Genomic DNA, 11,951 nt, shown 5'->3' with positions numbered 1-11,951 from the left:
GGTAAATGGAAATAGAAACTGATAATTTCTAGCTATCACTTCTACTCATTCCAAAAATTTTCTCACTCTGATACTTACCCACCATAAAGCAAAAAGCCTTGCAATCAAGGCTTTCATTATCCCTTTCGTTCAAAGGTTTCTAAGCTTTTACGAGCAGAGCGACACACTCAGCGGTTCGCTATCTCCGTTCTGTCTGCGTGCTAGCACTTGTCAATCACGGACAGCTATCGCATGGGCGGAAGTAAATGCTAATCTTCGTCGTTTTACTCCTTGACTAGCAAACTTACCGCCTCAACATGTCCTGTATGTGGAAATAAAACACGATTAAAGATAAGGGAAGATACTGAATTAAAAAAATTCCCCCTCTATTGTCCGAAATGCAGACAAGAAAATTTAATTGAAATAAAGCAGTTCAAAGTAACTGTGATTACAGAGCCAGACGCAAAGACGCAGAGCCGATAAAATGAGATTAATACAATCTCATTTTATCGGCTCTTTCCGTTATGTATGGATTCTTTTAATTAGTCTTCGATGTTTCTTGCTTCGTTGATACCGCTGGCTAAAGATTCCATTAAGGATAGTTCTTTGTCTGTAAAGCTATCCATGTATTTCTCTATCTGTAATCGTCGGGTGCTTTTTACCAAGTTATTAGCAGGTAAGAAAAATTCATCAACGGAAACATGAAGTAACGATACAAGGTCATAAAGAACTTGTATGCTGGGGTGTTGCCCTTTATTTTCAATATTAGTTAAGTACCGTGGGTCAATTTCAATCAATGCTCCCACTTGTTCACGAGTTAAACCTCGTTTCAATCGAGCTTCTTTAATGGCTAAACCAAAGGCTCTAAAATCATATTTATCTTCTTTTTTACGCATAGTAGACCACCTCTATACATTTTATTGTTCCTACTGAATTAAAAACAGGTATAGAAAAACGTGTTATATGGTTTATAGGTTTATATTTAATAAAAAGCACTACTAAACGCCAATAAAAAAAACCGTTATATGGTAGTGCTATTTACGCTGTTAAAATATTGTATATTACTTCCAAATGGCGGTTTGTTGGAGGTCAACGTCGCCATGAAGTACATCATATACAATAAATTTCCTTACATTGGGTTCTTGTCAAAAAAAGTCGTCTATCTGCAATAGATAAGTACGTCCACCAATGTGGTTTTATAAATCATATAGATAGAATAACAGAAGCATGTAAACAGAGAAATAAATCTGTTTATATGCTTTTTTGGCTATTCAGAACTTTTTTACAAAGTTTATTTATCAGTAATGCAACAAATCCCCCTTTCACATTGGGACTAAGAGTGAAAGGAGATAAACGAGCAAGGTCACTTCCTTTCCTAGACAGAAAGGGGGTGAGAAACATGAAACCATCTTCTTTTCAGACCACAATAGAAAATCAGTTTGACTATATCTGTAAACGTGCTATGGAAGACGAGCGAAAGAATTATATGCTTTATCTTTCAAGGATTGCAAAGCGTGAGGTGTCCTTTTCGGATGTTGGCGATTATCTTGTTAGCCAGTTTGCGACAACAGATAACTATTCAACTGACTTTCAGATTTTTACACTCAATGGGTTATCAGTAGGCGTTGAAAATGATTTGTTGAGTGAAGCATTACGTGAGTTGCCAGACAAGAAACGTGAAATTCTACTGCTGTTTTACTTTATGGACATGAGCGATTCAGAAATTGCAGACCTGTTGAAATTGAACCGTTCTACTGTCTATCGGCATAGAACCAGTGGACTAGCCTTAATTAAAAAGTTTATGGAGGAATTTGAAGAATGAAAACACAATATCCTATGATTCCCTTTCCTCTCATTGTAAAGGCAACAGATGGCGATACCGAAGCGATTAACCAGATTCTACATCATTACAGAGGGTACATAACGAAGCGTTCCCTACGACTTATGAAAGATGAATATGGCAATCAAAGTATGGTCGTTGATGAAGTCTTACGTGGAAGAATGGAAACCAGACTGATTACAAAGATTTTGTCATTTGAAATTAAGTAATATCCTCTCTCCTTTCGTGGAAGCGTGCTAAACCATTCCACGCTTCCCGAACAGGGAGGTTTGTTATTCCACCAAAGCATATTGAGCTTTCAATGTGTTTTGATAGGCTAACGAGCCATTGTTCTTTGAAAACTGAATAAAAGTAATCGAATACGTTTCGATAAGAAAAGAGCCAACGGAACTAACCGCCATGACCTATCTTATAAAGATAGCGAGCGATTCATGTTAGTGATCCGAGAAGCAATCTTTAGCAGGATTGCCTGCAACGACATTCTTATCGTGATAATGATACTCCCATACAGTCAATAGTCCGAGCGTGATAAAACCGTCGCAGGCAATGAGTATGGCTACATGAGAACCATGCAGGGGTGGAACTCCCGTGAGCTTTGCTAAAGCTGTTCGATTGCTGGTAAAACAACTTTTATGAAATCCAAATAAGTGATTTGGAAAGGAGGATTTTATGAAGCAGACTGACATTCCTATTTGGGAACGTTATACCCTAACCATTGAAGAAGCGTCAAAATATTTTCGTATTGGCGAAAACAAGCTACGACGCTTGGCAGAGGAAAATAAAAATGCAAATTGGCTGATTATGAATGGCAATCGTATTCAGATTAAACGAAAACAATTTGAAAAAATTATAGATACATTGGACGCAATCTAGCGTCGCCAAAGGGTCTTGTATATGATAAAATAGTATTAAGTCGTATCAAGGCTCTTTCCATAAAGGAAAGGAGCAAATGCCATGTCAGAAAAAAGACGTGACAATAAAGGTCGAATCTTAAAGACTGGAGAGAGCCAACGAAAAGACGGAAGATACTTATACAAATATATAGATTCATTTGGAGAACCGCAATTTGTTTACTCGTGGAAACTTGTGGCTACAGACCGAGTACCAGCAGGAAAGCGTGATTGTATCTCACTTAGAGAGAAAATCGCAGAGTTACAGAAAGACATTCATGATGGTATTGATGTTGTAGGAAAGAAAATGACACTCTGCCAGCTTTACGCAAAACAGAACGCTCAAAGACCAAAGGTTAGAAAAAACACTGAAACTGGACGCAAATATCTTATGGATATTTTGAAGAAAGACAAGTTAGGTGTAAGAAGTATTGACAGTATTAAGCCATCAGACGCTAAAGAATGGGCTATTAGAATGAGTGAAAATGGTTATGCTTATCAAACCATCAATAACTACAAACGTTCTTTAAAGGCTTCATTCTATATTGCTATACAAGATGATTGTGTTCGGAAGAATCCATTTGACTTTCAACTGAAAGCAGTTCTTGATGATGATACTGTCCCTAAGACCGTACTAACAGAAGAACAGGAAGAAAAACTGTTAGCCTTTGCAAAAGCTGATAAAACCTACAGCAAAAATTATGATGAAATTCTGATACTCTTAAAAACAGGTCTTCGTATTTCAGAGTTTGGTGGTTTGACACTTCCAGATTTAGATTTTGAGAATCGTCTTGTCAATATAGACCATCAGCTATTGAGAGATACTGAAATTGGGTACTACATTGAAACACCAAAGACCAAAAGTGGCGAACGTCAAGTTCCTATGGTTGAAGAAGCCTATCAAGCATTTAAGCGAGTGTTAGCGAATCGAAAGAATGATAAGCGTGTTGAGATTGATGGATATAGTGATTTCCTCTTTCTTAATAGAAAGAACTATCCAAAAGTGGCAAGTGATTACAACGGCATGATGAAAGGTCTTGTTAAGAAATACAATAAGTATAACGAGGATAAATTGCCACACATCACTCCACATAGTTTGCGACATACATTCTGTACCAACTATGCAAATGCAGGAATGAATCCAAAGGCATTACAGTACATTATGGGACATGCTAATATAGCCATGACGCTGAACTATTACGCACATGCAACATTCGATTCTGCAATGGCAGAAATGAAACGCTTGAATAAAGAGAAGCAACAGGAGCGTCTTGTTGCTTAGTAGTACAAATGAATTTACTACTTATTTACCACTTCTGACAGCTAAGACATGAGGAAATATGCAAAGAAACGTGAAGTATCTTCCTACAGTAAAAATACTCGAAAGCACATAGAATAAGGCTTTACGAGCATTTAAGAAAATATAAAAAGATAATTAGAAATTTATACTTTGTTTAATTGATAAATTGTAAAATATAGTGCAACAAAAAAATCCCAAGTGCTCTACGCAACTTGAGATTAATGAGTTCTTTTTTGACAGAGCTTTTTCAAATGCTGAACATCCACCTTAGAACTATCCATCAAGGGAATGGCATCGATCGTATGCCAGTACTTGGGCTGCTCAGTGGCTAGTAAAACACTAGCAATCGACTTCTTAGCTTCTGATAAGGATATACTGTCTTTTAAAACAAGAAAGGCATGCACTTCATCACCAGCCAGATGACTGCTCAACTTGAGACAAAAGGCATCTTTTACGAAAGAACAAGAGAGTAGTTTTTGTCTAATAGTTGGCAAATGCAACTTGGTTCCAGCATAATTAGCCCAATCAGATGGTCGCCCTTCTAAAATTAATCCTGCTTTTGAAAAATGACCATAGTCTTCTACCGTAAAGGGGCATCTTACTCCGACAGCCGCATAAGGAGTTGTAACATAAATTTTATTGTTTCTCAGCTTTATTTGGACATTTTTAAAAGCTCGACCAACCAAATTGGGATACTCTAAAACCTCTCTGCCCTTACACCAGCTGATGAAACTTAATTCACTAGCGCCATAAAAAACAATAATGTCGCAGGTCGGTTGCCTGTCATAAAGGTCACGAATCAGAGGAACTGGCAAGGTTTGAGAAGAACTGATGATATAAGACAAGTCAAGCTCCCTACTGTTTAAATGACTTGCTAGAACTTGTAGAAGGCTTGGTAAGAGATACAGATGACTAACTTGGCAGGTCTGACATAATTGCACCCAACTTCTCGGAGATGGTTTATCACTAATAATCAATTGCCCACCTTCATAAAGGACAGCCAAAGCCATGTTAAGGTTCCCTGAAAAACTAAAATTGCCTTTTAAAAATAAAGACGTTTTCTGGTCTATATGAAAAATGCGATTTTGCTCAGCAAAAAAGTCCACCCAAGAGGACATGGTTCGCCACAAAATCTTGGGTTTTCCACTTGTTCCCGAAGTCAAAATTCCAAAATCTGCTTCTAAACGTAAATCGGAGGCACTCGTTTCAGACGCTAAGGCCAGTCGGACTTCTGGTGACAAATTAGGATGACAAATAACAGGTTTTATGCCTAATGACAAAGCTGCTAAAAAAATCATCAACTGATCAAGCGGATAGTACTCTACGATAAAGCAAACGTCAGATGACTTTGAATCAAGTGTTGTCTGATTCATCATCCTTAATAAATCGCCGTAAGTGTAAGATTTGTCATCAATTACCAAAGCCTGCCGATGAGGATTCTGTTGAGCCCAAGCTTTTATTTTTTGAATCATGTTAAACTCCCACCCTTTCAATGAGGAAAGATATACCAACTCCTCCAGCACCGGCAATAGCACAAAGTCCATACCGCCCTTTTTGTAAACGGAGCGCCTGCATTACATGTAAAAGATTGATTGCCCCTGAACAACCATAAGGGTGACCATAAGCTAAGGCACCACCAAATAGATTGTAGCGGTTTACAGCTTCGGGAAAATGTCTTTGAAAGATACAATCAATCACTGAAAATGCTTCATTCCATTCAATAGCATCTATATCCGACATTGAAAGATTGACTTTCTTCAATAATTTTAGAGTTGCTTTGTAAACTAATTCAGGACTGAAACGAGGATCTCCTGCTACCTGAGCCATGTCACAAATCTTAAACTCACCGACTTGATGGCTCAATAAAAGAAAAGCAGCACCATCATGTGTTAAACAAGAGTTTGCGGCACTGGTCAGACTGTCTGGACCTAAGATTGGAGGAATACGACTTAACAGTTTTTCTGAAATCTTAGGTCGAATCCCCTCATCCTTTTTCCCAGGCATTTCTAGGATAATAGGAGATAGAGCCCCTGTCTCCAAGGCCTTCTGCGCTTTAGCATGGCTCTTTAGAGTCCATTGATACAATTCTTTTTGAGTAACCCGATATTTTTGAGAGACCCGTTCGGCCCCTCTTATCATAGCTAGAGAATCCGTACTATCTGGTGAAAACTGAGCAACGTAGTAACTCCCTGTACGATCATCCTTGTCGGCATAAGTTCGCAAAGGTTGTAAGGATGAACTTTCAATGCCGCCTGCAATAATATTTTCCGATAAACCAGCCCTTATCTTAGCAAAAGCAAAACCAAGGGCGGCGCTTGCTGAAGCACACTGCATATCAATAGTTGTCGCAGGAACAGTTTCAGAATAATCGGACAAAAGTCCAGTTAAACGACCAATATTGCCACCTGTTCCAACAGCATTTCCGCAAATAATGTCATCAATGTGACATTCTGGATAACGCTTCTTTAAGGCATTTAAAATTCCAGCACCTAAATATTCTGGTCGCGTATTAGCGTATTGCTTTTGAAACAGTCCAATGGGTGTCCTTAATCCCGCTTGAATATATACATCTGCCATTAAACACTCTCTCCTTTTACTATGATAGTATCCCCTCTACACAGATAGAAGTCCTTTTGATGACAATAAAGTGATAATCTTTCTTGCGCATAGGCTGGCGCTAAAAAACGTAAGGATAAGACAGAAACTCTTTGTGGTAGAACCTGTCTCAAATAGTCTAAATAAAGACAGGCTGGAATTAAAAAGGGAGCCTGCTGATGTAAGGGATTGTAATCTCCAATTGCACTCACAAACTGCAGGATATCTGCCTTGGTAAATTGGACATCCGATAGAAAAGTAGCTGAGGATATATCTAGTTTATCTTGTGATTTTCTTCCAAAAGACGACGGTCTTTTCAATAAAAAGGTTGCTCTTAATGCCTCTCCACCTTTTACGAGTAAAATCTCCCGCAATCTTTTTTGATGTCTTAAAATAAGGGTTTGGTCTACTGCTTTCGTTTCTTGCCATTGTAGTTTTACAAGTAAACTATCTTTGGGTAAATCTGTATTCGATGATATCAATAGTGAAAATAATTTTCTCATCATCATTCTCCAGTAAAAAATATGAGTAAACCTATAAAAATATATAAGTTAACCATTTTATACTATAAAAAACTGGTCATATTGTCAATGATGAGTCAAAGATGCAAATAGCAGTGAGTCAAATGGCATGAAATTGCTAATGAACAAAAAAAATCCCAAGTGCCATAAGCAACTTGAGATTTTCTTTCTGTCTGGGCATGCCTGAGTGATTCAGGACTTTTGATTATTTTTCTTTTTGATCTTTGTGATCTTTTTTATTTTTCTTCTTACGTCCGTTACGGCCAAGTCCTAGACCTGTTACCGATACGGTAAAGCCTGCGATGTTGATGGTTTCTTCAATCTTACCTTTGCTTGCTTCTTCCTCATTTGAGAGATTAATTGGCATCTTGTGTTTAGAGCCTTTACCCTCAGCTTGACCTGAAACAGGTGCTTCAAAGTCATCGCCTGGTCCATAGGTTGTTGGACCGTCATGAGATTCAGAAGCTTCTTCGACTTGGTCAAGTACTTCTAAATCTTGAACATCTTCAACGACAATGTCATCTGCCTTATCTTCCTTAGGCTTACCGTTAATATCGCCTGTAAGTGGGATATAGACAACTGTTTCTTCGAGATTACGTTGTCCAACGGTCTTACCTTCAACTTTATCCTTGTCAGCGCTGTAGCCTTCTACTTCAGGTGTAACAACTGTTTCAAACTGACCTTTATTTGAAGTCCAGTAGCTTGAACCGAGTTCTTCACCTGTCACCTTATCAATGGTCAAACTACGTGTCCATTGAGCGGTTTGGATGTTATTGGCAGGAAGGTCTGCTTGACCATCACTTGATTCGTAGAGAACTGTGAAGGTGACATCTTTGATATAGTTTTCACGTTCTGGCCATTTGGCACCATCTGGATCTGTTGGGTTAATTGGTTTACCAGCTTCTTGGATGTTATCTGGGCCTACTTGAACAGTACCATGACGAAGGGTAACCATGAAGTTTTGGTCAACATGTGAATCGCCATCAAAGATCACACCGTTTGTGAAGCCATCAGCAAGAAGGGTATAACCACGGTCGCTATAGTACTTGATACGTTCGATTGTTGAGTATTCAATCACTTCACCTGATTTACCAAGCAAGTCGACCACTTCAAGTTTCTTACGAGTTGTACCGTCAACATAAGTGACTGTAGCCTTCTGAGCATCCTTGAGGTAAGTAACCACTTCCATGATTTCAGGAGTTTCCACAGAAACCTCTGTCATTTCAGCGACTTCCATACGGTCTGGTGTAAATCCGACAACCTCTGGTGAAGGAACCGCTGAGAAGCCAGCTTGAGTACTTGACCATGCTTCATAATTGATAGCACCTGTCACAAGGTTAACATTAGCCAAACGTTTGAAATCAAGAACTTCAACGTAGTCGTCGCTAGCCAAACCACCTTCTTCGAAGACATACTGGATGGTACGTGTCACATCGGCACGGTTTTCAAGCATCTCTACGCTATTTGGCCAAACTGGACTATTCACATCGTTTGGATCTACGACTTCACCTGCAACTGGTGCTGGCATATCTGGGTCGATAAGAACCAAACGTTCACGAAGAACCACTTCGAAGACTTGATCAAAGTCAGAATCACCGTTGTAAGTGTGGTCAAAGGCTTCTGCATAACCATCGTTGACAAGTTCATAACCTTGTTTGAGCAAGTTTGCGATTTGTTCATCAGTAGAGTAGTCAATCTTCTCACCTGAGCTTCCGACGACAACATCACGAGTCAATTCTGACTTATCAAGCTCATTCATGTAAAGGATAATAGCTTTTTGCTCATCCTTAGCATAAACCACGTTGGTATCTTGACCTGGGTGTTCTGGAGTAATAAAGGCCTTTTCAGAAATGTAACCAAGAACATCTGGAACGACTGTTTCCATAGCCATGGTTGGATCTTCAGGATCGTTGTTGTAGCTTGGAGTAGGTGCATTTTCAATAGGTGTACCATACTCATCTACTGGAATAATCTTACCAAGCTCTGTGTAAGTTACTGTATCTTCCACTTCTGGAAGGTCTGGGCGAACTTCAAGTCCACCAGCTTGACGTTTATCTGCATAGAAGCCTTCAACAACTGGGACGTCTACAACATCATAAGTGAAGCTGTCTTGATCCCATGTGCTCGTTTCTTCCACTTGGTTAAATTTACCATGGAAGCTGAAGCTGTCTTGGATATTGATAACAGGATCCTTGTAACCTGCACCTTGGAAGGTAACCGTTTGTTTGGTATCTTGAGTAATATCTTCCAAGATTGGCTCATAAACCAAGGTTTGGTCAAGACTGAGGTCAATAGGCAAGACCAATGCACTCTCAGCTTGGTAACCCGCAAGCTCTGGTGCCAATGTCTCAATAACTTGCGTAGCATCCTTAGGATCATTGGCAAAAGGAACAGGCTCTGCATCTGCGATTGGATTTCCAAAGGTATCAACAGGAATGATTCTACCAAGTTCCTTGTAGGTAACATTATCTGTAGCCTCTGGTTTATCAGGTGTTACCACCTGCATACCGGCAACTGCCTTGTCAGCATAATAGCCTTCTATCACAGGAACAGTAACCTTAGCAAAGGTATGGCTGTCTTGGTCCCAAGTATAAGTGTCTTCTGCCTGATTATATTTACCAGTGAAGCTGAATTCAGACTGGATATTAACAGATGGTGTGGCTGCGCCAGCTCCCTTGAAGAAGACAGTTTGCAAGGTTGGTTGCGTCACATCTTCAAGGATTGGAGCGTATTCAATGAGAATGTCATCTGTCAAATTTTCAGGAAGAACACTCTCTTGGACTGGACGGTAGCCAGGAATATGAGGTACGAGTGTCTCACTGACCTTAGTTGGATTGTTGGCATCATTGTTAAAGGTTGGCGTTGGAACGTTCGGAATCAAGCGTCCGTTAGCATCAATAGGAATAATCTTACCAAGTGGCATGTAGGTAACAGTTTCTTCCATATTGTCTTCTGTTACATCTCTACCCTTAACGTCCACTTTATCGGCATAATAACCTAAAACAACTGGTGCGTAGATGTCATAATATTTTGTTTTGTTTGGAGACCATTCAGTTTCATCAACAAGCTCTCCTGAGACCTTGTCAAAGGTAAGGGTACGTACCCAATAAGCCTTTTGAACATCAGCATCTGGCAAATCCGCATTGCCATCTGTACTCTTGTAAAAGACTGTGAAGCTTACTTCTTTCTCGTAAGCATACTTAGATGGCCACTTAGGTCCATCTGGATTATTAGGATTGATTGGAGTATCTGGGACTTGTTCATGATCAGGCCCTACCTTGGCAACATCGTGTTGCAAGAGGACAAACCACTCTTGATCATCAATATCCTTATCATCAAAAATGGCATCTTTAGGGAATTCGTCCTGAATCAAGTCATACCCCATGTCCTTGAAAGTCTTGATACGTGTTGCTGTTCCGTATTCAATCGCTTCACCCAATTCCCCGGTCAACTGGTCACTAACCAAGTAAGCACCAGTAGTTTCATCAATATAAGTGATGCTGGCTTTCTTGAAAATTTTACGATACACAACCGGAGTATCCCCTCCTGGTTTGTTCGGTACTACACTTTTAATATCTGTCATATAATCTTGAACAGCTGGTGTTGCTGTCTCACCCGCCTTTCGTGGATCTTTTTTGTTATTGTTATACTGCTTAGTCAAAGCACCTGGAATATATTCCCCATCTTCTGTCACAGGGATAATGCGTCCCAATTTCCTATAGGTCACATGTTCCGTTACCGTTGGCACATAGGGTGTGACAACGTTAAAACCCGCTTCTTTTTGGTCAGCGAAATAGCCCTGGACAACTGGTACCGATATCTTAGGATAGGTATAACTGTCCTTGTCCCATTCGATTAAGCCAGTCTTCCTATCTCTAGTTCCTGTAAAGACATGGTTTTCCATGACTTCAGGGTCTGGAGTTTTAGAATCTGCTCCTTGAAAAATAATCTCTTGCTTTGATGGAATCCTCACGGTTTCTGATTGGGCATGATTATCAAAGAGGGCTTCGTCTGCTCTAGCAAAATCTAATGGAGAGGGGGCACTGTGGTCAGAGCGACTTTTTGGGTTAGTCAATAATTTAGAAAGATCTATAGTATCAACTAAATCAGAGTCCGCTGATTTATGTGCAATATGCTCTTCGGCAGTTCTTGCCGCTGCTTCAGTCGCATCTTCCCTATAGGCTCTCAAAAATACTCCCCCTTTCTTCTTTTTATGAGAAATAAAATCCTATACTTGCTAAGTTCTCATGGAAATCTTTTCTATTAAGATTTCATTTTCCCTCGGAGAAGCTAACAAGTTCTTATCAAAGATTAAAATTTTTGATATCTCTTATATATACTATAATACGAGAATCGAATTTTTACAAGTAAGGTGTAAGAACTTTAATCATTTTAACCCCTAAGTGAAAAAATAGTGCTTTAATGTGCAATATCTATCAAGTAGTTTATGAAAGTGACATCAAAATGAGATTACCCCGATAACTTAAATGATGAGTCTTTAATGGAGTTTTCTCTCCCTAAAGACACTCTCATAAGAAATACACTATAAACTATCACAACTACTTCTCATCTTTGAATGGCTAGAGCCTTACTGTATTTGTTAAAGAAATGGCCTATTAGGAATGACACAGGCCAAGCCTGCGACTAGTCCTCGACTAGGGATGCCAATAAATAACTGGTATTACTCCTAGTATAGATTGACTTTGACGCTTCGTCAATAGATTGGAACCATTTAATGAAATTCCCCAGTTTCTCAAGTTTCTCGTATTAAGTTATAAATAACTAATAGCTTTTTTAGCATGATTACTTTTTCATGGAACTACAGA

11 protein-coding genes are annotated in these 11,951 nt (G+C 39.3%); 5 read left to right on the top strand and 6 right to left on the bottom strand.

Translation table 11 applies throughout. The features are described from left to right. Positions 1–270: 270 nt before the first annotated feature. Positions 271–462 carry a cysteine-rich KTR domain-containing protein gene (locus PCY14_RS06390; protein ID WP_001860868.1) on the top strand — a complete coding sequence of 64 codons (192 nt, stop codon included), beginning with the start codon at positions 271–273 and terminating at the stop codon, positions 460–462. A gap of 59 nt (positions 463–521) precedes the next feature. Here the strand turns inward: PCY14_RS06390 and PCY14_RS06385 are convergent, their stop codons facing one another. Beyond that, positions 522–875: a helix-turn-helix transcriptional regulator gene (locus PCY14_RS06385; RefSeq protein WP_001227347.1), complete on the bottom strand. Its 354-nt coding sequence runs from the start codon at positions 873–875 to the stop codon at positions 522–524. 503 nt (positions 876–1,378) lie between these two features. Here PCY14_RS06385 and PCY14_RS06380 point away from each other — a divergent pair. Further along, positions 1,379–1,801, top strand: a complete 423-nt coding sequence (locus PCY14_RS06380; protein WP_000804885.1) for a sigma-70 family RNA polymerase sigma factor — start codon at positions 1,379–1,381, stop codon at positions 1,799–1,801. Continuing rightward, complete coding sequence (locus PCY14_RS06375; RefSeq protein WP_000857133.1) at positions 1,798–2,028, top strand: helix-turn-helix domain-containing protein; 231 nt, start codon at positions 1,798–1,800, stop codon at positions 2,026–2,028. The genes PCY14_RS06380 and PCY14_RS06375 overlap by 4 nt, the downstream gene beginning before the upstream one ends. Before the next feature lie 225 nt (positions 2,029–2,253). On the opposite strand, the gene PCY14_RS06370 is transcribed toward PCY14_RS06375, so the two are convergent. Beyond that, on the bottom strand, positions 2,254–2,505 hold the full coding sequence (locus PCY14_RS06370) for a hypothetical protein (RefSeq protein WP_001845478.1): 252 nt from the start codon (positions 2,503–2,505) through the stop codon (positions 2,254–2,256). On the opposite strand from PCY14_RS06370, the gene PCY14_RS06365 reads away from it, so the two are divergent. Together PCY14_RS06365 and PCY14_RS06360 are read left to right on the top strand one after the other, a co-directional pair. Beyond that, positions 2,489–2,692, top strand: coding sequence for an excisionase (locus PCY14_RS06365; protein WP_000814511.1), 204 nt, complete (start codon positions 2,489–2,491; stop codon positions 2,690–2,692). The two genes, PCY14_RS06370 and PCY14_RS06365, sit on opposite strands and share 17 nt — an antisense overlap. Positions 2,693–2,773: 81 nt before the next feature. Further along, positions 2,774–3,991 (top strand): tyrosine-type recombinase/integrase, encoded by a 1,218-nt coding sequence (locus PCY14_RS06360; RefSeq protein WP_001291561.1) that lies wholly within the window; start codon positions 2,774–2,776, stop codon positions 3,989–3,991. A gap of 236 nt (positions 3,992–4,227) precedes the next feature. On the opposite strand, the gene PCY14_RS06355 is transcribed toward PCY14_RS06360, so the two are convergent. The 4 genes from PCY14_RS06355 to PCY14_RS06340 form a co-directional block, all read right to left on the bottom strand. Next, on the bottom strand, positions 4,228–5,481 hold the full coding sequence (locus tag PCY14_RS06355; protein ID WP_301363259.1) for an AMP-binding protein: 1,254 nt from the start codon (positions 5,479–5,481) through the stop codon (positions 4,228–4,230). A 1-nt stretch (position 5,482) separates the two neighbouring features. Beyond that, positions 5,483–6,586 (bottom strand): thiolase family protein, encoded by a 1,104-nt coding sequence (locus PCY14_RS06350; protein ID WP_301363258.1) that lies wholly within the window; start codon positions 6,584–6,586, stop codon positions 5,483–5,485. Continuing rightward, complete coding sequence (locus tag PCY14_RS06345) at positions 6,586–7,107, bottom strand: hypothetical protein (protein ID WP_021151632.1); 522 nt, start codon at positions 7,105–7,107, stop codon at positions 6,586–6,588. The genes PCY14_RS06350 and PCY14_RS06345 overlap by 1 nt, the downstream gene beginning before the upstream one ends. A gap of 223 nt (positions 7,108–7,330) precedes the next feature. Next, on the bottom strand, positions 7,331–11,314 hold the full coding sequence (locus PCY14_RS06340) for a hypothetical protein (protein WP_301363257.1): 3,984 nt from the start codon (positions 11,312–11,314) through the stop codon (positions 7,331–7,333). Positions 11,315–11,951 lie beyond the last annotated feature (637 nt).

Source organism: Streptococcus sp. SV2, assembly GCF_030440175.1.
GTDB classification, from domain to species: Bacteria; Bacillota; Bacilli; order Lactobacillales; family Streptococcaceae; genus Streptococcus; species Streptococcus raffinosi.
Note: the sequence above shows the minus strand (reverse complement) of the source record. Positions and strands in the feature narration are given on the sequence as shown.